This is a genomic window from Pseudomonas sp. NC02 (assembly GCF_002874965.1).
GTDB lineage: Bacteria > Pseudomonadota > Gammaproteobacteria > Pseudomonadales > Pseudomonadaceae > Aquipseudomonas.
On sequence record NZ_CP025624.1, the window covers coordinates 3867272 to 3889995 of the forward strand.

Consider the following 22724-nt stretch of genomic DNA (forward strand, 5'->3'; position numbering starts at 1 on the left):
ATCATGCTCGAAAAAGAAAGGTGGTGCAGCTTAGCAGAGGCCTCCGTCAGAAAGTGTCAGGAGCAGGCCCCCTTCCCTTCAGCCGCCAAAAAAGCCCCTTGACGAAATATATGACTAGCATCATATTTAATAGATGTTGCGAAACATTTAAACCAACCACAGCGTCAGGAGTTTCGGTATGCGCAATAAAGTCTTTGGCCGTCGCAGCGGCCTGCGGGTTTCAGAGCTGGCCCTGGGTACCGCCAATTTCGGCACAGGCTGGGGCCACGGCGCCGAGCGCGAAGAGTCCAAGCGAATCTACGACGGCTATCTGGAGGCCGGCGGAAACTTCCTCGATACCGCCAACGGCTACCAGTTCGGCCAATCGGAAGTACTGCTCGGCGAGTTCATTGCCTCGGAACGCGACCGCCTGGTGATCGCCAGCAAATACACCCTGCGCACCCAGCCTCAAGACGAAGGCACCCTCAAGCTTGGCAACAACCGCAAGAACATGGTGCGCGCCGTCGAAGAAAGCCTGAAACGCTTGAACACCGACCACATCGACCTGTTCTGGGCGCATATCAGCGACAACGTCACGCCGATGGAAGAGATCCTGCGGGGTTTTGATGACCTGGTGCGTGCCGGCAAGATCCACTACGCCGGGCTGTCCAACTTCCCCGCCTGGCGCATTGCCCGCGCCGACCTGCTCGCTGAAGTGCGCGGCTTTGCACCCCTGGTAGCGATCCAGACCGAATACAGCCTGGCCGAACGCACCGCTGACCGCGAGCTGCTGCCCATGGCCGAGGCCCTGGGCCTGGCCGCGACTTTATGGTCACCGCTGGGGGGTGGTTTTCTGACCGGGAAGTACCGCAACAGCCAGGACGATACCCGCGCCAGCAAGCTGGGGATTTTGGTCCACGCTGAAAAAAGCGCACGGGAAACCGCAGTGCTCGACACCCTGCTGGCGGTTGCCGGTGAACTGGACGCCACGCCGACTCACATCGCCATCGCCTGGCTGCGGGAAAAGGCCCGTCGTTCTACCACCGCGCTGATCCCGATCCTGGGGCCGCGTACCCGCGAACAACTGGACGGCACCCTGGGTGCGTTGAGTGTGCAACTCTCGGCTGAGCAAGTGGCCCGCCTGGATGCTGCCAGCGCGATACCGCTGGGCGTGCCCCACGAGATGATCGCGGAGCGCTTCCCACGTTATACGGACGATGATGCACAAGACCTGCGCTGGCCGCCGGTTATCTAAGACCCGTTGTGGCGAGGGAGCTTGCTCCCGCTGGGCTGCGTAGCGGCCCCAAAATCTTGGGAGCGCTGCGCACTCCAGCGGGAGCAAGCTCCCTCGCCACAGATGCAGTACTCAGCCTCAGTTAAGCGAGGCTTTTGCTCACCACTTCAAACACATCGCTGGACAGCTCGCCCGAAGCGCGAATCCGCTCCAGCTCGCCTTTCATCAGCGCCTGCCGCGCGCTGTCGTACTTGCGCCAGCGGGTCAACGGCGCCAATTGCCGCGAAGCAATCTGGGGGTTGAAGCCATTCAACTGGATCACCAGGTCCGCCAGGAACCGATAGCCCGAACCATCCGCCGCGTGGAAGTTGATCAGGTTCTGCCCGGCAAACGCGCCCACCAGTGCCCGCACCTTGTTCGGGTTCTTGATGTTGAACGCAGGGTGCTGCATCAACGTCTTGACCCGCTCCAGCGCGCCCGGCAAACCATTGCCCGCCTGCACGCTGAACCACTGGTCCATGACCAGCGGGTTGTCCTTGAAGTTCTCGGCAAACACCGCCAGCGCCTTGGCTTTCTCTTCTTCGAACGGCGAGTTGACCAGCACCGCCAGGGCCGTCAGGCGCTCGGTCATGTTGTCGCACGCGTCGAACTGTTCAAGGGTCGCCGCCAGCACTTCCGGCTTGCCGCTGAGCATCAGGTACGACAGCGCAATGTTCTGCAAGGCGCGACGGGCAAAGTGTTCCGCCTCGGCCACGTACGGGGTTTTCTTCGACAGGTCGCGATTGGCCTGGTAACGCAGCCACAGGCCCTCGAACAGGTTGTCGGCCAACTGCTTGCGAGCAAACTCGCGGGCCGCGTGGATGGCGTCGACATCCGCCACGTCGCTGATTTCGGTCAGGTAGGCTTCGCTCGGCAGCGAGAGCATCTCGGCGACCATCGCCTGGTCCAGGCTTTCGTCGCTCAATACGCTGCGCAGTGCAGTGATCAGGCGTTGATCCAGCACCAGCGCCTTGCCCTGCTGATGTTGGGCGATCAGCTCCTGCAACACCTGCACCGACAGCTGCTGGCCGGCGTCCCAGCGATTGAAGCCATCGCTGTCGTGCTGCATCAGGAACATCAGTTGGTCGCGGTTATACGGGAAGCTCAGCTTCACCGGCGCCGAGAAGCCGCGCAGCAGCGACGGCAGCGGGTGCTCGGCGATGTCGACAAAGGTGAAGGTCTGTTCGGCTTCGGTCACCGAGATCACGCGGGACGTGGCGCCGGCAGCGGTTTCACCGGCCAGGCGCAAGGCGATGCCCGCGCCCTTCCCGTCCAGCAGGCCCAGCTCAACCGGAATCACGAACGGCAGTTTTTCCACCTTGTCCGGGGTTTCCGGGCAGCTTTGACGGAAGGTCAGGCTGTAGGTTTTAGCCACCGGGTCGTAGGACTCGCTCACCGCCAGGCGTGGCGTACCGGCCTGGCTGTACCAGCGCTTGAACTGGGTCAGGTCAGCGCCGTTGGCGTCTTCCATGGCCTTGATGAAGTCATCGCAGGTCACAGCCTGGCCGTCGTGGCGTTCGAAGTACAGGTCGCTGCCTTTGCGGAACCCTTCGGCGCCGAGCAAGGTTTGGATCATACGGACGACTTCCGAGCCCTTTTCGTACACGGTCAGGGTGTAGAAGTTGGAGATCTCGATAAAGCCGTCCGGACGTACCGCGTGGGCCATGGGACCGGCATCTTCGGCGAACTGGTGAGTGCGCAGATAAGCCACGTCCTGGATGCGCTTGACGGTGGCCGAATTCATGTCGGCAGAGAACTGCGAATCACGGAACACCGTGAAGCCTTCCTTCAGCGACAGCTGGAACCAGTCGCGGCAAGTCACGCGGTTGCCCGACCAGTTGTGGAAGTATTCGTGGGCAACGATCGCCTCGACTCGCTGGTGCGCGGCGTCGGTGGCGGTTTCGGCACGGGCCAGCACGGCGCTGGAGTTGAAGATGTTGAGGCCCTTGTTTTCCATGGCGCCCATGTTGAAGTCGTTGACCGCGACGATCATGAAGATGTCGAGATCGTACTCACGGCCATAGACTTCCTCGTCCCAGCGCATGGATTTCTTCAGGCTGTTCATGGCGTGCTGGCACTTGTCGATGTTTTCCGGCTCGACATAGATACGCAGCGCCACGGTGCGCTCGGTCATGGTGGTGAAGGTGTCTTCGACACACCACAAATCACCGGCCACCAGTGCAAACAGGTACGCCGGCTTCTTGAACGGATCTTCCCAGGTCGCCCAGTGCCGGCCGTCTTCGCCAGGGCCGGAAGCAATCGGGTTGCCGTTGGACAGCAACACCGGGTAGCTGTGTTGCTCGGCGATCACCGTGGTGGTGAACACGCTCATCACGTCCGGACGGTCGAGGTAATAGGTGATCTTGCGGAAACCCTCGGCCTCGCACTGGGTGCAGAACATGCCGCCGGATTTGTACAGGCCTTCCAGGGCGGTATTGGTTTCCGGGTGGATCTTCACCGTGGTGTCGAGGGTGAAGGTCGCGCTGGTGGGGTGCACGGTCAGGTGGCTGTCGCTCAACTGGTAGTCGGCGTCGGTCAGTTCCTGGTCGGCCAGGTTCACCGACAGCAGCTCCAGCTGCTGCCCGTCCAGCACCAGCGGCGGCAAGCCGGCGCCGCGCTCGGGGTTGCGGCGCATCACCAGCTGCGCGTGGACCAGGCTATGGTCCTCGAACAACTCGAAGGTCAGGTGCGTCTCGTCGATCAGGTAGTCCGGCGCCTGATAGTCCTTCAGGTAAATCATCTTCGGCTGTTCGGTGCGCATGTCTGTCGTCCTTCTACTGATGCACGGCGAGCTGGTAGGCCGTGTATTTACGAATATTGATCACGCCGGTATCGAAGATCAGGTATTGGCCCTTGATCCCCATCAGCGTGCCTTCGGCAATCGGGTTCTTGTCCAGGTTGAAGCTGACGATCTTGGTCGGATACTGCTCGATCGGGTAGCGGATTTCGATCGGTTCGATGTCGGTCACCGGTTGGATGGCCTGCAGGCCAAAGCGTTCCTGCAAACCGAGCATGCCTTCGGCACAGCTGGCGAACAGTTCGTCACGCACCTGCGCAAGGTCGACGGCCTGCGCGTCGCCCTTGAGCAGCGCGCGCCAGTTGGTCTTGTCGGCCACCTGGCTGCGGAACAGGTCCTCGACGAAGCCCGACTGCTGGCGCGTGGCAACGCGCATGATCGGCAGCGCCTGGCTGGCGCCCTGGTCGAGCCAGCGGGTCGGCAGCTGGCTGGCGCGGGTGATGCCGACCTTGATCCCCGACGAGTTCGCCAGGTACACCACGTGGTCGGTCATGCAGAATTTTTCACCCCAGGCCGGATCGCGGCAGGTGCCGGCGTCGTAATGGCAGCGCTCGGGGCTCATGATGCACAGGTCGCACTGGGCCAGTTTGGTCATGCACGGGTAGCAGTAACCCTGGCTGAAACTGGTCTTGGTCTTGCGACCGCAATGGGTGCAATGGATCGCACCGAGGTATTCCAGGCGCACGGTAGTGCCGATCAATGGATTGACCGGCACCTCGGTGTCGCCCAGGCGAAACGCGTATTGAACGGTCGGCTCACCCAGCTGCGCCGACATCTTGCTGACTGCACCACGGCCAATCTCAATCAATGGATGGCATCCGACTTGAACAGGATGTTCGGCACCGGCGCCGACTTGGAGGCGCATTCCTGCGGGCCCATGTAGCCGGTGCGCTGGTCTTCCGGCAGGTTCTGCAGCTCCCAGGCGATCACCGCCTGCAACGACAATTCACGCTGCTCGGCGGTGAGCTTGCGGCCATCGGACCATTTGCCGATTTCCACGGCGAGCTTGAGGCTCTCGTAGATGTCCGGGGTGATGTTTTCGATCATTTCGACAAAAGAGGACATAAGACTCTTCCTTAACTAAATAGGAGACATTTTGCGGCGGCTGTACAAGCCACCCAACAAACCGGTCAGGCAACCCATCACCAGGCCACCCACGTGGGCCGCGTTGGCGATTTCGCCGAAGCCGATCATCGAGACCAGGCCCGACAGGCACAGCACCAGCCACACCAGCATCATCACCAACACCCCGCGAGGCAGGCGATACACCGGATTCGGCGACACCCACTGATAGATCCAGCAATGCCCGAGCAAGCCATACAGCACGCCGGACAACCCGCCAAACAGGCCGGGACCACCAAAATAGTATTGAGCGTAGTTCGACACCAGGCTGAACAGCAGGGTCAGGCCCAGCAGGTTGATACTGCCCTGGCGCAACTCGATGCGTCGCCCCAGTTCCCAGTACCACATGCCATTCATGGCCAGGTGCAGGATGCCGAAGTGGATCAACATCGGCGTGACGAGGCGCCACCACTGTCCCGACGCCAGGCTGTCGGTCAATGGCGTGAAACGGATGTACTCGCCTGCCACGCTGAACGGCAGGAACGTCAGCCAGCTCATGGCTTGCAGGTTATCCCCCAGCAACGTAACGGCGCCGACGATGATGCTCAGCAGCAACACCAACGCGGTCACCGGGCTGTGGCGAAGCTGCTGGGCAAACCCGGGACGCCTGGTCGACGTCGCCTGCTCGGGAATGTCCAGTTGCTGGTCCGGGTCACCGGCCGGAAAGCGCTGGTACAGGACCTTCACGTCTTCACTGATGGAGTCAGGCACCCACAGCACCTGCTCCCCGGCTTCTTCGCTGACGCGATGGGGCACTTGCATGCGTTGCAGAAGCTTGACGAAACCACTCAAATCCACCGCCAGCGGCAGGCGTAATACAGCAACGGTACTCATGAAATAACCTCAGGGCGCTCGACATCGACCCAAACAAATTTACGCGGGTCCAGGCGGGTTTCCTGATCCAGCCGGTACGCCACCAGCTTGCCGTACAGCACCGCGCTGTAGTCCAGGCAGGCCAGGTTCGGGCGGATCGGCGCCGGTTTGCCGCTGCGCCAGTAGTGGCCGACGAACAGCAATGGCTCGTCGACGCCGTAGCGCAGCAGGGAATTCTTTTCAGTGGACGACAGCGGCGTGGCGGCCACAGGTTCCGGCAGCGCATCGGGCTGGAACACGATATCGCCGTAGGTCTTCGGGTCGTCTTCCCAGAACTTGGTACGGAAGAACGAGCGCGTCAGGCCGTCGCCGCCGGTCAGGGTCAAGCCGTCCGGCAGGCGCATGTCGGTACCGCGCAACAGGCGGTCGAAGGCATTGCTGGCGAAACTGCCGGGCACGGCGGCGGCTTGCAGGAAGTGTTCGTCGATGCAGCCATCCGGGAAATGCGCGCGCAGGGGCTCGATAAAGCCGTTGTCCCAGCAAGCGTGCACTACGCGGAATCGCCCGGCGTCGACAAACAGCGGCATGTCATAGAACCAGCCGAGGAAATCGTGCCAGTCTGCCGGGTGCTGTTCGAACTGGGTCAGGGTCTCGTGGATCAACCGCGCGTGGCGTGGCGTGTGCTCGCGCACAAACTGCTTGCCGCTGCCTGGGGCGGCGGGCGTGCTCCAGCCCAGCGCGTTGAACTCATGGTTGCCCATGATGCACAGTGCCTGGCCGGCCTCGGTCATGTCGTGGACGATATGCAGCGCCTCGCGAATGCGCGGGCCACGGTCGATGATATCGCCGAGGAACACGGCCATTCGCGACGGATGCCGCCAGGTACCGCCCTGCTTGTGGTAACCCAATCGGTCGAGCAAGTGCTCAAGGGTATGAGCGCAACCGTGCACGTCACCAATCAGGTCGTAGCTACGCGCGGGATCGAGCATCAGTCGCCTCCACCCCCCAAGCGGCTGCCCCAGCCCAGCTTGGTCCGGCACACTTCGTAGTAGTTGTGGTCCAGCGGGTGGATCAACCGCAACTTCTGTGCCTTTTTGCTCACGGTGATGGTGTCACCGGGGGCGCAGGTGAAATGGTTCTGCCCGTCGCAGGAGACTTGCGGGTAGATCTGCATGTCTTTTGACACCACGATTTTCAGCTCACTGTTGCCATCGACCACGATAGGCCTGCTGGACAACATATGGGGATACATCGGCACGATCACAATGGCATCCAGCTTGGGATGCATGATCGGCCCACCGGCCGACAGCGCGTAGGCCGTGGACCCGGTCGGCGTGGCGACGATCAGGCCGTCGGCCTTCTGGCTGCACACGAACTGGCCGTCGATGTACAACTCGAACTCGATCATCCGCGTCGACTTGCCGGGGTGCAGCACCACATCGTTGAGGGCGTCGCCCTGGCCGATGGCTTCGCCGTGGCGGCGCACTTCGGCTTGCAGCAGGAAGCGGTTTTCCACCAGGTAATGGCCGTCCAGCACCTTGGCCACTTCGACTTCCAGCTCGTCGGGGCGAATATCGGTGAGGAACCCCAGGCTTCCACGGTTGATCCCCAGCACCGGCACGTTATGCCGCGCCAGCGCCCGGGCGGCGCCCAGCAGGCTGCCGTCGCCGCCCACCACGATCACCATGTCGCAGACTTCACCGAGCATCTTGCGCGACGAGGTCTGCAGGCCATGGCCCGGGAGGATTTCAGCGATGGTGTCTTCGAGGATCACGTGCAGGTGGCGCTCGAGCAGAAACTTTTTCAGTCGGCGGACGGTGTCCAGCACCTGGGTACTGCCCAGGCGACCGATAATGCCGATATTGCGAAATTGCTCCATGGGGCTCCTGCGGGGTTCGGGTTCTGCAAAAAAGAACGATTATGGGCGAAAGCCGGCGTTACACAAAATCCTTTGTCGCCGCAAACCCCAGACGACAACGGTTCTCAGCCCCCTTCCCGGCTGTAAAAGGCTATGCTCGGACCATGACCCTGTTCCCTGATTTGCAGCACCTGCCCCGCCAACTGCGTCACCCCGAGGTGCGCGATCTCGCGTGGGTGATGCTCGCCCCGCCGATGCTCGCGCAAACGCCGTGGCCACAACGCCACCCGCTGACCGGCAGCGACTGGGTGCAGGCCCCGCATTTGCTGGAGCAGTGGCTGCGCCAGCTGGACCAGGACAGCAGTGCCTTGCTGCATTGGCTGAGCCAGGCACGCACCCGCCGGCTGGGGTTGTATTACGAACGGCTGTGGCAATTCGCCGTGCAGCATGCGCCGGGCGTGGAGCTGCTGGCGGCCAACCTGCCGATCCGCCAGGCCGGGCATACCCTGGGCGAGCTGGACATGCTGCTGCGCGACCGTGACGGTGTGCATCATCTGGAACTGGCGATCAAACTCTACCTCGGGCCCCAGGACGGTAATGGCCGGGACACCGCGCAATGGCTCGGCCCCGGCTGTCATGACCGGCTCGACCGCAAGCTGGCGCACCTGGCCCAGCACCAACTGCCGATTTCCGCCCGGCCGGAGAGCCGCGAAGTCCTGGCCGCGCTCGATATCCAGGCTTTTGATGCCCATCTGTGGCTGGGCGGGTATCTGCTCTACCCATGGCCGGGCATGGCGCAGGCCCCCCAGGGCGCGCATCCCCAACACCTGAATGGCCGCTGGCTGCATCAGCGCGATTGGTCGAGGTTTATCGAGCAAAGCCCGGCAGGACGCTGGCAACCGCTGCCCCGCCACGCATGGCTGGCGCCGGCGCACTACCCGGCAGACGAAGCCTGGGACGCGGCCCGGATGCAGCACTGGCTAACCGAACTGGACCCCATGGCGCCCGCGCAGTTGCTGGTGCGCCTGGTGGAAAACAGCGAAGGCGAATGGGAAGAAGCCGAACGGTTGTTTCTGGTGGCGGATCTTTGGCCGAACGTGCCGGCGCTTACAGGTTATCGATATGCCGATAGTCAATCTGTAACCCCATAGCCAGCTGCTTTGAACGGCCCAACCGAATCGGGCCGCGCTCGATGTCCACCAGCAAACCCGGGCAGTCCAGCGGCGGCAAACCCGCCACATCCTTCAGCCGCCCATCGGTGATCACCAGCAACCGCTGCTGCTCCACCGGGTAACGCTTGCGACGAGCCGCCAACCAGTGCCCCGCTTCGTTCAGCGCTGCCAACAATGGCGTGCCACCGCCTGCACCGAGGCCATCAAGCCAATGACCAAGCCCTTTTGCCGCCTTTAATCCCTGCACCTGCCACTTTGGCGATTGCCCGCTCGCGGTGAGCAACGCCATGCGCGCCCGCTGTCGATAGGCATCGTCGAACAGTTGGGCCAGTAATCCCTTGGCATCGCTAAGCGCCTGATGCCGCCGGGTGGAGGCCGAAGCATCGACAATCACCAGCCACAGCTCATGGGGCGTACGGCTACGCAGTTGATACAGCAAATCTTCGCGGCGTTGCGGCCGCCCGCCGAGCAAGGTACCCGGCCAGTTGATCGAACCTTCGGCCGCGCTGCGCGCCTGGCCTCGCCGGCCCTTGTTCAGTCGACCCGCCTTGGGCCGTGCATCCGCCCCCGCGTCAGGTTTGGGGCGGATGCCTAGGGCTTTTTTGGCCAGGTGGGCACATCACGGCGAGCACCTATCGGCAAGGCGGGTGCGGGCATGTCGCCCCATTGGCCCTGGCCTTCAGGTGCATCATTGGGCTTGGGTGATTGACCGCCAGCGGGCGGCGTTGCAGGCGGGGATTGCTCCTGACGACGATGGCGCAGGGCAAATTCCGCGACCGCTTCGATATCTTCTTCGCTGATAGCCGTCGCGCCCCGCCAGGCCGTATGGGCACGTGCGCCACGCAGCCAGACCAGGTCGGCGCGCAAGCCATCGACGCCGGCGGCAAAGCAGCGCTCGGTAATCTGCGCCAGCGCCTGGTCATCCAACGGGATGCTATCCAGCAATGCGCGGGCCCGGGTGCAACGCTCACGCAACGCGGCCTGCCGGTCGGCCCATTGCCCGCAGAAACCCTGAGGGTCGCTGTCGAAATCCAGGCGGCGACGGATGATCTGCCCGCGTTCGGCCGGCTGGGTGTGCCCGCTCAGCGCCACGTTGAAACCAAACCGGTCGAGCAATTGCGGGCGCAGCTCGCCCTCTTCCGGGTTCATGGTGCCGATCAGTACAAAACGCGCCGAATGCCGGTGGGAAATCCCGTCGCGCTCGATCAGGTTGGTGCCGCTGGCGGCCACGTCCAGCAGCAGGTCCACCAGGTGGTCGGGCAGCAGGTTGACTTCATCGACATAGAGCACGCCGCCGTCGGCCTTGGCCAGCACGCCGGGGGAAAACTGTGCGCGGCCCTCACTGAGTGCCGCGTCCAGATCGAGTGTGCCCACCAGCCGCTCCTCGGTGGCGCCCAACGGCAGCGTGACGAACTGGCCGCTGGCGAGCAGGTCCGCCAGGCCACGGGCCAGGGTGGACTTGGCCATGCCGCGCGGGCCTTCGATCAGCACACCGCCGATTTTCGGGTCGATGGCGGTCAGGCACAGGGCCAGTTTCAAGTCGTCGGCGCCGACCACGGCGGACAGCGGGAAATGTGGAATGTCGGTCATCAACTGCCTTCTTCTATATCCAACAACAGGTTTTCCAACGCCTCGCGGTACGCCCCAGGCTCCTGCCACATGCCGCGTTGCTGGGCTTCGAGCATGCGTTCGGTCATGTCCCGCAGGGCATCCGGGTTGTGCTGCTGCACAAAGGCGCGGGTGTCCGGGTCCAGCAAGTAGGCATCCGCCAGCAACGCGTATTGATGATCGTCGATCAACGCCGTCGTAGCGTCGAACGCGAACAGATTATCCACGGTGGCCGCCATCTCGAACGCGCCTTTATAGCCGTGGCGCTTCACCCCTTCGATCCACTTCGGGTTGGCCGCCCGGGCACGAATCACCCGGTTCAACTCTTCCTTCAACGTGCGGATCTTCGGCAGGTCCGGCTGACTGTGGTCACCATGATAGCTGGCAGCCTTGTCGCCGCTCAGGGTTTCCACGGCGGCGAGCATGCCGCCCTGGAATTGGTAGTAATCATTGGAGTCCAGCAGGTCATGCTCGCGGTTGTCCTGGTTTTGCAACACCGCCTGCACCTGGCTCAAACGCTGGGCAAACTGTTCGCGGGCGGCGGTGCCTTCGTCGGAGCCGCCATAGGCGTAGCCGCCCCAGTTCAGGTAAACCTCCGCCAGGTCTTCGCGGCTCTGCCACAAGCGCCCATCAATCGCGCCCTGCACGCCGGCACCATAGGCACCGGGCTTGGCACCGAAGATCCGCCAACCAGCCTGCTTCGCCGCCGCGTCCTCGTCCAGGCCCGACAGGCGCAAGGCCTCGCGCTCACTGCGCACCTTGGCCGCCAGAGGGTTCAGGTCGTCGGGTTCGTCCAGCGCCGCCACGGCTTGCACCGCCGCATCGAACAGGCGGATCAGGTTGGCGAATGCATCGCGGAAGAATCCCGACACGCGCAAGGTCACATCCACCCGTGGCCGGTCCAGCAGGCTGATGGGCAGGATTTCAAAGTCATCCACCCGCTGGCTGCCCGTGGCCCACACCGGGCGCACGCCCATCAGCGCCATGGCCTGGGCAATGTCGTCGCCGCCGGTGCGCATGGTGGCAGTGCCCCACACCGACAGGCCGAGTTGGCGCAAGTGGTCGCCATGGTCTTGCAGGTGACGCTCAAGGATCAGGTTCGCCGACTGGAAGCCGATGCGCCAGGCAGTGGTGGTGGGCAGGTTGCGCACATCCACCGAGAAAAAGTTGCGACCGGTGGGCAACACGTCCAGGCGGCCCCGGCTCGGCGCGCCGCTGGGCCCGGCCGGGACGAAGCGCCCGTTCAAGGCATCCAGCAACCCGCGCATTTCCGCCGGGCCGCAGGCATCCAGGCGTGGCGCGACGACGATGCGCAAGCTCTCGATCACCGCCTTGACGTCTTCCCAGCCGGGCTCTTCAAGCTGCTCCACGGCACCTTCCAGCGCCTGCTCGATCAAGCGCGCGGCATACAGCTCCAGGCGTTCACGGGTGTCGCCGGCGGTGCGCCACAACTGCGCGTCGATCTTCTGCAACACCACTGGCCGGCGCCCCGTCCACGGCTCGGCCAGGGCGCAGTCCAGCGGATCGAAGCCCAGGTCGAAGGCCTTGGCCAATACCCGCAGCAGGCTCGATTGCGGCCCGCGCCCATCGCCACGCGGAATACGCAACAACGCCAGCAAGGTGTCGATGCGCAAGCGGCCCTCGGGTGACTCGCCGAAAATGTGCAGGCCATCGCGAATCTGCGACTCCTTCAAGTCACACAGGTAGGTGTCCAGGCGCGGCAGCCAGATCGCCGCATCGGCGTCGCTGTCGAGGTTTTCGTCCAGGGCCAGTTCCTGGTCGATGCGGGTTTCGCGCACCAGCTTGAGGATGTCCTTTTGCAGCTCGCGGGCACGCCGTGGGTCGAGCAGTTGTGCCTCGTAATACTCGTCGGCCAGCAACTCCAGGTCGCGCAGCGGCCCATAGGTTTCGGCGCGGGTCAGCGGCGGCATCAGGTGGTCGATGATCACGGCCTGGGTGCGGCGCTTGGCCTGGGCGCCCTCGCCCGGGTCATTGACGATAAACGGGTAGATATTCGGCAGCGGCCCCAGTAGTGCGTCGGGCCAGCAGTTCTCGGAAAGCCCGACGCCCTTGCCCGGCAGCCATTCCAGGTTGCCGTGCTTGCCAACGTGGATCACGCCGTGGGCGCCGTAGGTGTGGCGCAACCAGAAGTAGAACGCCAGGTAACCGTGGGGCGGCACCAGGTCCGGGTCGTGATAGACCGCACTCGCGTCCACCTGGTAACCCCGGGCCGGCTGGATGCCGACGAAGGTCAGGCTCAAACGCAGGCCCGCGATCATCATGCGCCCGTCGCGGAACATCGGATCGCTATGAGGTGTACCCCAGCGTGCCAACACGGCCTGGCGATTGGACTCGGGCAAGCGGTTGAACATAGCCTCGTAGTCATCCAGCGCCAGGCTCTGATGACACGGACGCAAGTCGAGGCTGTCCAGGTCGTTGCTGACGCCGCCCAAGAGCGCCTGGATCAGTGCCGTTCCGCTTTCCGGCAGCTCGTCCGGCAGCGGATAACCTTGGATTTTGAGTGCCCGCAGGATATTCAGCGCGGCGGCTGGGGTGTCTAGACCCACGCCGTTGCCGATACGTCCGTCCCGGGTCGGGTAGTTGGCGAGGATCAGCGCGATACGCTTTTCGCCATTCGGCACGCGCGCCAGTTCGACCCAGCGCCGCGCCAGTTCGGCGACAAAGTCCATGCGCTCCGGCTGTGCGCGATAGCACACCACATCCGACTGGCTGCGCTCACTGCGCCAGGCCAGGTCCTTGAAGCTGATGGGCCGGCTGATGATGCGCCCGTCCAGTTCCGGCAACGCGATGTGCATCGCCAGGTCACGTGGGCCGAGGCCTTGCTCGCTGGCCTGCCAGCCGGGCTCGTTGTCCTGGGCGCAAATCGCCTGGATCACCGGAATATTGCGGCGAAACGGCCGCAGGTGCGGCGCTTCGGGGCTGGACTGGGCAAAACCGGTGGTGTTCAGAATCACCGAGGCGTGCACCTCGTCCAGCAAATCCTCGACCACGGTCAGGCAGCCGGGCTCTTTCAAACTGGCCACCGCCATCGGCAGCGGGTTGAGACCCGCGGCCTGCAAGCGCTGGCAAAAAACATCGATAAAGCCGGTGTTGGCCGCCTGCAAATGGGAGCGGTAGAACAGCACCGCCGCCACGGGAAAATCAGCTTGCCAGTCAGCCTGCCAATCGTTGAGGCGGGCATTGGCTTTATGCGGGTGATAAATCGCCGTGCGTGGCAGGGTTTGCGGCTCGCTCCAGGCGTAATCGCGGCCAAGGTAGCCGGCGGCCAGGCAACGATAGAAATCCAGCGCATTCCCCAAACCACCCTGGCGCAGGAAGTGCCAGAGCCGGTCACGCTCCTCGGCGCCCACGGTGCTGAGGCCACTGAGTTCCGGGTCCGGGCGATCATCCCCCGGCACCAGGATCAGCTGCACGCCGCGCTCGGCCAACTCCACCAGGCGCTCGATACCGTAGCGCCAATAACCGATGCCGCCGTGCAGCGAAATCAGGATGACCTTGGCGTGGCGCAGCACCTCATCCACATACAGGTCGACCGAAGCATGGTTCTGCACCTGCATCGGGTTGGCCAGGCGCAGGCTCGGGTAATCCTCGGGCAACTGCTGGGCCGCTTCGGCCAGCAGCGCCAGGCTGGAATCACCGCTGCACAGGATCACCAGCTCGGCGGGGGTTTGCCCAAGGTCGGCGATGTTGTCATCCGAAACGAAACCGCCGGGCTGGGTCCTGAGCAGATGCATGGTTTAAACGCTGAGGGCAGCGCGCAGTTGCGCTTCGAGCAAGGCGGCGTCGAGTTCCTGGCCGATCAGCACCAGGTGCGTGGCGCGCGGCTCATCGGCGCGCCAGGCGCGGTCGAAGTGCTTGTCGAAACGCGTGCCCACGCCCTGGATCAGCAGGCGCATCGGTTTGTTCGGGATCGCCGCGAAGCCCTTGACCCGCAGGATGCCGTGCTTGACCACCAGTTGGGTCAGGGCGTCCAGCAGCAGGCTTTCGTCGGCCTGGGGCAGTTCGATGGAGATGGAGTCGAAGGCATCGTGGTCGTGGTCGTCTTCACCTTCGTGGTGATGATCGTGATGGCTGTGGCGGCCATCGATGTGTTCTTCCGAGCCCGCGCCCAGGCCGATCAATACGTCCAGCGGCAGGCGACCGCTGCTGGCTTCGATGATTTTTACCGCCGGCGGCAGTTCTTCTGCCACTTCCAGGCGCACACGGGCCAGGTCTTCAGGGCTGATCAGGTCGGACTTGTTGAGGATCACCAGGTCGGCGCTGGCCAGTTGGTCAGCGAACAGCTCGTGCAGGGGGGATTCGTGGTCCAGGTTCGGGTCGAGCTTGCGCTGGGCGTCAACCTGGTCCGGGAAGGCGGCGAACGTGCCGGCGGCCACGGCCGGGCTGTCGACCACGGTGATCACGGCGTCAACGGTGCAGGCGCTGCGGATTTCCGGCCACTGGAACGCCTGGACCAAGGGTTTTGGCAGGGCCAGGCCCGAGGTTTCGATGAGGATATGGTCGAGGTCGCCGCGACGGGCCACCAGTTCGCGCATCACCGGGAAGAACTCTTCCTGGACCGTGCAGCACAGGCAGCCATTGGCCAATTCGTAGACGCGGCCGTTCGCCTCTTCTTCGGTACAGCCGATGGAGCATTGCTTGAGGATTTCACCGTCAATGCCCAGCTCGCCGAACTCGTTGACGATCACCGCGATGCGGCGCCCCTGGGCGTTATCCAGCATGTGGCGCAGCAAGGTGGTCTTGCCCGAGCCGAGGAAGCCGGTAACGATGGTGACGGGGAGTTTGGCCAGTGTTTTCATCGGATGCCCTTTGGGGCGGGCATACGGGACGAGTGGCCCTGCGCGGGTGCGCAGGAGCAGAATTCGCCACCGGATCACCCCGCCCGGTTGAAGTAGAAAATCGGTTGCGAGGCAGGTCTCCTGGCTTGGGGCTTGCCGGCGGTGATGCCGGCGCTGGCTGCGCCTTCCCGCCTTGTTCAGGCAGTGGCGTGGCAGTCAGATAAACCCTTTACAGTTGCGGGGGCAGCCGCGGCATTGACCGCGTTCCCTTCTTAGCTTCGGCCTGGGCCGAAGAACCTCGAAGGTGCAAGGCTACGCAGTGCGCGGGGACGGGTCAATGTCCGAGCGTTTGGCGCGAAGCAGCGCCAGGCGCTCCAGCATGCCTTCGCTCGCCGCCGGCCCGGCCTGGACGCTGCATTGCTCGACGGACACGCGTGCACCGTCGGCGTCCACCACCGCCACTTCCACCGGGCGCCGGGTTTTCCGGTCGACCAATTGCAGGCTTTCACCTTCGTTGGCGAAATGGCGGTTGCCCCAGCCGATGAACGCCATGATCACCACCCGGAAATCCTCGCCAACCGGCGTCGGTACGTACTCGAAACGGGGCGGCCGCTCGCTGTATTGCCGGCGCTCCAGCAGCCCCGCCTCGACCAGGCTGTTGAGCCGGCGGGTGAGCATATTCGGAGCGATTCCCAGGCTCTGGGAAAACTCGTCAAAACGCCGCAAACCTTGCAGCGCGTCGCGCATGATCAGGATGCTCCACCACTCGCCTACCCGTTCCACTCCACGGGCTACCGGGCATTCGGCATTCACCAGCGACTTACGTTGCATTGCAGTTCCTCTGTGGGGCGGCTACGGAAATTTCAGCTATCGGATGTTACTTTCATAATGATAGTTTCGTCCATGCATTGCTACCAACCTGAAATTTGCGGAGCTAAGCGATCATGAGTAAGCGAATTGTTGTGACCGGCATGGGTGCAGTGACACCGCTGGCAACCGGCGTGGAACAGACCTGGAAGCGCCTGCTGGCCGGTGAATCCGGGATTCGCAGGCTACCCGAGGCATTGATCGGCGACCTGGCAATCAGCATCGGCGGCCAAGTGTTGGACCGCATCCAGGACCCTGAAGCCGGCTTTGACCCGGACACTGTCATCCCGGCCAAGGAACAACGCAAGATGGACCGGTTCATCGTGTTTGCCCTGGCCGCCGCGCAAGAGGCCCTGGCCCAGGCAGGCTGGAGTCCGCAGACGCCATCGCAGCAGGAACGTACGGCGACAATCATCGCCTCCGGCGTGGGTGGTTTTCCCGCGATTGCCGAGGCCGTTCGTACGGCTGACAGCAAAGGGCCTCGCCGCCTGTCGCCGTTCACGATCCCGTCATTCCTCGGCAACATGGCGGCCGGGCACGTGTCGATCCAGCATCAACTGAAAGGTCCGCTGGGCTCCCCCGTCACTGCCTGCGCCGCCGGCGTACAGGCGATTGGTGATGCTGCGCGAATGATCCGTGCCGGCGAAATCGACATCGCCGTGTGTGGCGGCGCCGAAGCCTGTATCCACCGAGTCAGCCTCGGCGGTTTTGCTGCGGCGCGTGCGCTGTCCAGCGATTACAACGACACGCCGGCATTGGCTTCCCGCCCGTTTGATCAAGGCCGCGACGGGTTTGTGATGGGCGAAGGTGCCGGGCTGTTGGTGATCGAGGAACTGGAGCATGCATTGGCTCGTGGGGCGACGCCTATCGCAGAGCTGGTGGGCTACGGCACCAGCGCCGACGCCTATCACATGACCTCGGGCCCGGAAGATGGCTCGGGTGCACGCAGGGCAATGGAACTGGCGATCGCGCAGGCAGGGATCAGCGCCGCACAGATCCAGCATTTGAACGCCCATGCCACGTCGACCCCCGTAGGCGACAACGGCGAACTGGCAGCGATCAATACGCTGTTCGGTGCAAATGCCAGCGTCGCGATCAGCGCCACCAAGTCGGCGACCGGCCATCTGTTGGGCGCCGCGGGCGGGATCGAGGCGATCTTCACCGTGCTCGCCCTGCGCGACCAGATTGCCCCGGCGACCCTCAACCTGGATAACCCGGACCCCGCCGCCGATGGGCTGGATATGGTCCGGGGCCAAGCTCGGTCGTTGCCGATTGAATACGCGATTTCCAATGGGTTTGGATTCGGCGGCGTGAATGCCAGCGTGCTGTTCAAACGCTGGCAATAACCCGGCGATTTGACGCCCATCGCCCGCCCATGCTCTCCTACACATCTTGTTTCGGGTGCCCTTCACAGGGTGAAACGGGAAACCGGTGAGTCATGTTCCTTTACTCAAGGGCGTGACGAGTCCGGTGCTGCCCCCGCAACGGTAAGCGAGTGAAGCATCAAAACCACTGTGCCTCTACGGCATGGGAAGGTGATGCTTTCAAGGCCCAGGCCCCTCGCAAGCCCGGAGACCGGCCCGAAAAAATCAGATAACAAACCCGCGGTGGGCGGGCGCTGTTCAGAACCCTGCGTGCCTGGCTCGCGGGGTTTTCATGCGCTCGTGTCACCCTGAAACCCTGAAGGGACGCGCCATGTCGATCATCAGCAGCACCGCCTCTACCGCCAGCACCACCGCCACCCTTAGCCAACGCCTGACTGCCGCCATCGGCGCGTCGATCCTCGGCGCGTGCCTGGTGTATTTCGCCGGTTTCTCGCACATCGAAGCGGTGCACAACGCCGCCCACGATACCCGCCACAGCGCTGCGTTCCCGTGCCACTGAGACCTGCCGACATGATCAAGCGTATTGCCCAAACCGCAGGTTTCACCGGCCTCCTGGCCGCCTTGCTGCTGACCTTGCTGCAAAGCTTCTGGGTTGCCCCGCTGATCCTGCAGGCGGAAACCTTCGAAAACGCCCCGGCCGCGACCGAAGTGCATGAACATGCCGAAGCCACGGCCCACACCCACGACGCTGAAGCCTGGGAGCCGGAAGATGGCTGGCAGCGTGTGCTGTCGACTACGGGCGGTAACCTGGTGGTCGCCGTAGGTTTTGCCCTGATGCTTGCCGGCCTGTACACCCTGCGTGCACCGACCCGTACGGCCCAAGGCCTGCTATGGGGCCTGGCCGGTTACGCCACCTTTGTGTTGGCGCCGACCCTGGGCTTGCCGCCTGAATTGCCGGGGACTGCGGCGGCAGACCTGGCGCAACGGCAAATCTGGTGGATCGGCACTGCCGCCTCTACCGCTGCCGGTATCGCGCTGATCGTGTTCGGTCGTAACTGGCTGCTGAAAATCCTGGGCGTGGCGATCCTGGCTGTGCCCCATGTGATTGGCGCACCACAGCCGGAAGTCCACTCGATGCTGGCGCCGGAGGCTCTGGAAGCTCAATTCAAGATCGCCTCGCAGTTGACCAACGTTGCCTTCTGGCTGGCGCTGGGCTTGATCAGTGCCTGGCTGTTTCGCCGTAACCGTGATGGTCAGTATTCGGCATGATCCTGGCGGTTGGCCTGGGGTGTCAGCGGGGTTGTTCTGTCGACATCCTGCGTGAACTGTTCAACGCCGCCCTCGCCGAGGGTGGCATTGAGCGTCAGCGCATCACTGCGTTGGCCAGTCTTGATCGCAAGCGGGATGAGCCGGGGTTGCTGGCACTGGCTCAGGTTCTGGATTTGCCGTTGGTATTTTTCAGTGCGGAGCAATTGGCGCCCTATGAAGATCGACTGAGCCATAAGTCCGAGACGGTTTTTGCTCATACCGGCTGCTACGGCATTGCTGAAAGTGCCGCCCTGGCCCTGGCAGAACAGCTGTCTCAAAGCCCTGCCACCCTGCTGATCACCCGCAAAAAAACCGCCCAGGCCACCTTTGCATTGGCTTGCGCCGGCTGAATTCCCGATAATCGTCAGCTTTGATCATGAGCAATCTTCATCTGGAGGGCTGCTCGCGTGCTTTTTTTCACAGGAATGAATCCATGACTGTCTTTTTCATCGGCGCAGGCCCAGGCGATCCGGAATTGATCACGGTCAAGGGGCAGCGGCTGATTCGCAGTTGCCCGGTGATCATCTATGCCGGTTCGCTGGTGCCGGCGGCGGTGCTTGAGGGGCATCAGGCGGAGTTGGTGGTCAACAGTGCGGAGCTGCATCTGGAGCAGATCATTGGGCTGATCAAGACGGCCCATGAGAAAGGCCAGGATGTGGCGCGGGTGCATTCCGGGGATCCGAGTTTGTACGGGGCGATTGGGGAGCAGATTCGGCTTTTGCGGGAGCTTGGGATTGGGTTTCAGATCATTCCCGGAGTGACGGCGGTGGCGGCGTGTGCGGCGTTGTTGGAGGCTGAGCTGACGTTGCCGGACATTGCGCAGAGTGTGATTTTGACGCGGTATGCGGATAAGACGGCGATGCCTGAGGGTGAGGTGTTCAGTAGCCTGGCGCAGCATGGGACGACCATGGCGATTCACCTGGGGGTGAATCATCTGGAGAAGATCGTGGCTGAGTTGGTGCCTCACTATGGGGAGGATTGTCCGATTGCGGTGGTGCATCGGGCGACCTGGCCGGATCAGGATTGGGCCATTGGTACGCTGGCGGATATTGCCGGGAAGGTGGCAGCCAAGGGGTTTCGGCGTACGGCGTTGATTCTGGTGGGTCGGGTTTTGGCCAGTGACAGTTTTGGTGAGTCGTCGTTGTATCGCGCGGGGCACGCGCATTTGTATCGGCCCTGAGGGGGGATGGGGTACATATCCGTTATTTAGGTAACGGCGGCTTATGGTTCCGCTCTTACAGCGGCTCACTTTTGAACAGCGCAAAAGTAAGCAAAACGCTCTTGCCCCACCACTCGGCACCTCGCCTAGGCTCGGTGTGCCCTCACTCCGGCTTTGGACCGTGGGCCGCCGTCATGGGCCATCCTTGGCCCAGGACGGCTAACCTGGCGTCCTGCCAGGTTACCCACGCTCCAAAGCCTGCGTTCGGCCAGCGTGGTTTAACGGGGCGCCCAAGATCAAGATCAAAAGCAGATCAAGAGCACAGCGGCCTACCGGCCGGCTTGAGTGTTGAAGAGCAAAAGCCAAATCAAAAGCTAAAGCGGGCACGGTCCAAATGTGGGAGCGGGCTTGCTCGCGAAGGTCGTTAACGATGACGCGGGCATTCTGAATGAACGCGGCGCTCTCAGGTTTTTCGCGAGCAAGCCCGCTCCCACAGAAAAGCAGATCTGCTTTCGCTCTGGTCTTTGCTTTTAACACTCAAGCCGGCCGGTAGGCCGCTGTGTTCTTGCTTTTGATTTTGATCTGCGGGCCCCGTCAACCACGATGGCCGCAAGTAGGCACGGTGGAGCGGGTAAATCGGCAGGGATGCCGATTTAGCCGCGCCGGGCCATGGATGGCCCGTCGCGGCGGCCCGCGGAGCCGGGCCGGAGTGCGGGCATGCCGAGCCTAGGCGAGGCACCGAGTGGTGGGGCAAAGACCTTTTGGTTACTTTTGGGGCGTTTGCCAAAAGTGACCCGCTGTAAGAGCGGAACCATAAGCGGCCGTTACCGCAGCAACGGATATGTACACAACATACCTAACCCAAACCATAAAAAAACGGCGCTCACGGGGCGCCGTTTTTCACATCCGCAGCGAACACCTTTTAGTAGTAGGCGTTTTCTTTCTGCGTATGGTCAGTCACATCCCGCACACCCTTGAGCTCCGGAACCCGCTCAAGCAGCGTACGCTCAATACCCTCACGCAAGGTCACGTCCGCCTGGCCGCAGCCCTGGCAACCGCCACCAAACTTCAACACAGCAATACCATCATCAACCACGTCAATCAGACTCACCTGACCACCGTGGCTGGCCAACCCAGGGTTAATCTCGGTCTGCAGGTAATAGTTGATGCGCTCGTTAATCGGGCTATCCGCATTAACATTCGGCACCTTGGCGTTCGGCGCCTTGATGGTCAGTTGGCCGCCCATGCGATCCGTGGCGTAATCAACCACCGCATCGTCAAGGAACGCTTCACTGAACGCATCGATATACGCGGTGAAGCTTTTCAGCCCCAATGCCGTATCTTCAGGTTTTTCTTCTCCCGGCTTGCAGTAGGCAATGCACGTCTCAGCGTACTGGGTGCCGGGCTGGGTGATAAAGACGCGGATGCCAATGCCCGGGGTGTTCTGCTTCGACAGCAGATCAGCCAGGTAATCGTGGGCGGCGTCGGTAATGGTTATGGCGGTCATGGAAACTCCTCGCAGGCTTGCCGGCAGTTTACGCCAAATTATTACCGAGGTACAAAGTCCTAGTATTTTTGTCGGGAAAGAACCAACCGTTCGTCGCCATCGAACCAGCCTTTGAGCCGACGATAACTGCCCTTTTCCAGCCAGTGGTAGCTGGCCAGCGACCCAAGGGCGATCAGCACCACGCACACGCCGAGCATCACGTAGGCGTTAACCCCATAACGCTGGGCGACAAAACCACCCGCCGACAGCACCAGCACGTGCATCAGATAGACCGAGTAGGAACAATCCCCCATCACCTTGAGCAGCCGGCTGCGCTCGAAATAGCGTTCCATCGAGATACAGGCCACCACCAGCACCGCACTCGGCAAGCCCCAGGTCAGGGCCCGCGGCGATGCCGGCCAGTGATAGATCGCCAGCAATGCCCCCGCAATCCCCAGCAATGGAAGCCACAGCCCGGGGCGAATCCAGCCCTTGCGGTAGAGCATGCCGATGCCTATCCCCAGCAGGAACTCATACACAATGTCCGAACGATAGAATTCGCTGATCCAGCCGAAAGAAGTCCACGCCTGGCACACCGCGAACAACAACGCGCCCACCACCAGCACCCGCCACTGCCGGCGAAACAGCAACGCCCAGGCAAACAGCACGTAGAAGAGCATCTCGTAGTTCAGGGTCCAGCCGACATTCAAGGTCGGATACACCCCATAACCACCGGGATTTTCCGAAGGTATGAACAGCAAGGACATCAACACATGGGCCGCATCGACGCTCTGGTCCGGCAACACCGGCCGCGCAAACACCACCAGCAGCGCCATCAACAGCGTGTAGAACCAGTAGGCCGGGACGATTCGCAGCAGGCGATACAGCAGGAATCGCCAGGGCGGCAGCTGTTTGTTCTCGGTGGAGAGGAAGATCACCAGGCCGCTGATCACAAAAAACACATCCACGCCCGCCGCACCTTTGTCGACAAACAGGTGGCCCAGCGCCGAATCGGCCTTAAAGCCAAAGAAAATCTGCATGAAGTGATGACCCACCACGGTCCAGGCCGCCAGGGCGCGCAGTGCCTGTACTGAAATCAACATCGTCGACCCACTCTCCCAACCCTCGACACCGGTTATTCAGGTGCCTATGGCTTGG

Annotated in this window: 20 protein-coding genes and 2 riboswitches; of the genes, 7 read left to right on the plus strand and 13 right to left on the minus strand. The window is 62.7% G+C overall.

Going from position 1 to position 22724, the window contains the following annotated elements; all coding sequences use genetic code 11:
* Positions 1–178: 178 nt before the first annotated feature.
* The gene (locus tag C0058_RS18255) at positions 179–1234 is read left to right on the plus strand and encodes an aldo/keto reductase (protein WP_102369259.1); all 1056 of its coding nucleotides are present in this window, start codon (positions 179–181) and stop codon (positions 1232–1234) included.
* 121 nt (positions 1235–1355) lie between these two features.
* Here C0058_RS18255 and pepN read toward each other — a convergent pair whose 3' ends face one another.
* The 6 genes from pepN to C0058_RS18285 are packed head-to-tail and all read right to left on the minus strand — an operon-like array spanning position 1356 to position 7863.
* Entirely contained in the window at positions 1356–4013 is a 2658-nt protein-coding gene (pepN, locus tag C0058_RS18260; protein WP_102369260.1) for an aminopeptidase N, read from the minus strand.
* A 13-nt stretch (positions 4014–4026) separates the two neighbouring features.
* Entirely contained in the window at positions 4027–4857 is an 831-nt protein-coding gene (locus C0058_RS18265) for a DUF2797 domain-containing protein (protein ID WP_003217902.1), read from the minus strand.
* Positions 4854–5114 carry a YeaC family protein gene (locus C0058_RS18270; RefSeq protein WP_003217900.1) on the minus strand — a complete coding sequence of 87 codons (261 nt, stop codon included), beginning with the start codon at positions 5112–5114 and terminating at the stop codon, positions 4854–4856. The genes C0058_RS18265 and C0058_RS18270 overlap by 4 nt, the downstream gene beginning before the upstream one ends.
* Positions 5115–5129: 15 nt before the next feature.
* Positions 5130–6005: a rhomboid family intramembrane serine protease gene (locus C0058_RS18275; protein ID WP_008431996.1), complete on the minus strand. Its 876-nt coding sequence runs from the start codon at positions 6003–6005 to the stop codon at positions 5130–5132.
* Positions 6002–6976: a metallophosphoesterase gene (locus C0058_RS18280; protein ID WP_161635726.1), complete on the minus strand. Its 975-nt coding sequence runs from the start codon at positions 6974–6976 to the stop codon at positions 6002–6004. Before C0058_RS18280 ends, C0058_RS18275 begins: the two co-directional genes overlap by 4 nt.
* The gene (locus C0058_RS18285; RefSeq protein ID WP_003217892.1) at positions 6973–7863 is read right to left on the minus strand and encodes an NAD(+) kinase; all 891 of its coding nucleotides are present in this window, start codon (positions 7861–7863) and stop codon (positions 6973–6975) included. The genes C0058_RS18280 and C0058_RS18285 overlap by 4 nt, the downstream gene beginning before the upstream one ends.
* A 143-nt stretch (positions 7864–8006) precedes the next feature.
* Here C0058_RS18285 and C0058_RS18290 point away from each other — a divergent pair, with 143 nt between their 5' ends.
* The gene (locus C0058_RS18290; protein WP_008431991.1) at positions 8007–8993 is read left to right on the plus strand and encodes a DUF1853 family protein; all 987 of its coding nucleotides are present in this window, start codon (positions 8007–8009) and stop codon (positions 8991–8993) included.
* Here the strand turns inward: C0058_RS18290 and C0058_RS18295 are convergent.
* From C0058_RS18295 to C0058_RS18315, 5 genes are all read right to left on the minus strand, one after another.
* Entirely contained in the window at positions 8950–9552 is a 603-nt protein-coding gene (locus C0058_RS18295) for a VWA domain-containing protein (protein ID WP_032898884.1), read from the minus strand. The two genes, C0058_RS18290 and C0058_RS18295, sit on opposite strands and share 44 nt — an antisense overlap.
* Before the next feature lie 53 nt (positions 9553–9605).
* Entirely contained in the window at positions 9606–10604 is a 999-nt protein-coding gene (locus tag C0058_RS18300; RefSeq protein WP_102369261.1) for an ATP-binding protein, read from the minus strand.
* The gene (cobN, locus tag C0058_RS18305; protein ID WP_102369262.1) at positions 10604–14377 is read right to left on the minus strand and encodes a cobaltochelatase subunit CobN; all 3774 of its coding nucleotides are present in this window, start codon (positions 14375–14377) and stop codon (positions 10604–10606) included. Before cobN ends, C0058_RS18300 begins: the two co-directional genes overlap by 1 nt.
* Positions 14378–14380: 3 nt before the next feature.
* Positions 14381–15442, minus strand: a complete 1062-nt coding sequence (gene cobW / locus C0058_RS18310) for a cobalamin biosynthesis protein CobW (protein ID WP_003217887.1) — start codon at positions 15440–15442, stop codon at positions 14381–14383.
* A gap of 92 nt (positions 15443–15534) precedes the next feature.
* Positions 15535–15737: riboswitch (cobalamin riboswitch) on the minus strand.
* Positions 15734–16252 (minus strand): helix-turn-helix domain-containing protein, encoded by a 519-nt coding sequence (locus C0058_RS18315; RefSeq protein ID WP_102369263.1) that lies wholly within the window; start codon positions 16250–16252, stop codon positions 15734–15736. Its footprint overlaps the riboswitch before it by 4 nt.
* Before the next feature lie 113 nt (positions 16253–16365).
* On the opposite strand from C0058_RS18315, the gene fabF reads away from it, so the two are divergent.
* The 5 genes from fabF (at position 16366) to cobM (ending at position 20101) form a co-directional block, all read left to right on the plus strand.
* A complete protein-coding gene (gene fabF / locus C0058_RS18320) occupies positions 16366–17634 on the plus strand; it encodes a beta-ketoacyl-ACP synthase II (protein ID WP_087694357.1) in 1269 nt (422 codons plus the stop codon).
* A gap of 36 nt (positions 17635–17670) precedes the next feature.
* Positions 17671–17887, plus strand: a riboswitch (cobalamin riboswitch).
* Positions 17888–17983: 96 nt separating this feature from the next.
* On the plus strand, positions 17984–18172 hold the full coding sequence (locus C0058_RS18325; RefSeq protein WP_003217883.1) for a CbtB-domain containing protein: 189 nt from the start codon (positions 17984–17986) through the stop codon (positions 18170–18172).
* Positions 18173–18183: 11 nt separating this feature from the next.
* Positions 18184–18882: a CbtA family protein gene (locus C0058_RS18330; protein ID WP_008431977.1), complete on the plus strand. Its 699-nt coding sequence runs from the start codon at positions 18184–18186 to the stop codon at positions 18880–18882.
* Positions 18879–19271 carry a cobalamin biosynthesis protein gene (locus C0058_RS18335; protein WP_003217881.1) on the plus strand — a complete coding sequence of 131 codons (393 nt, stop codon included), beginning with the start codon at positions 18879–18881 and terminating at the stop codon, positions 19269–19271. The genes C0058_RS18330 and C0058_RS18335 overlap by 4 nt, the downstream gene beginning before the upstream one ends.
* Positions 19272–19354: 83 nt before the next feature.
* Entirely contained in the window at positions 19355–20101 is a 747-nt protein-coding gene (gene cobM, locus C0058_RS18340) for a precorrin-4 C(11)-methyltransferase (protein WP_008431975.1), read from the plus strand.
* 901 nt (positions 20102–21002) lie between these two features.
* Here the strand turns inward: cobM and nfuA are convergent.
* Positions 21003–21587, minus strand: a complete 585-nt coding sequence (gene nfuA, locus C0058_RS18350) for a Fe-S biogenesis protein NfuA (protein WP_003210817.1) — start codon at positions 21585–21587, stop codon at positions 21003–21005.
* 59 nt (positions 21588–21646) lie between these two features.
* Positions 21647–22669, minus strand: coding sequence for an acyltransferase (locus C0058_RS18355; protein ID WP_003210814.1), 1023 nt, complete (start codon positions 22667–22669; stop codon positions 21647–21649).
* Between the last annotated feature and the right edge of the window lie 55 nt (positions 22670–22724).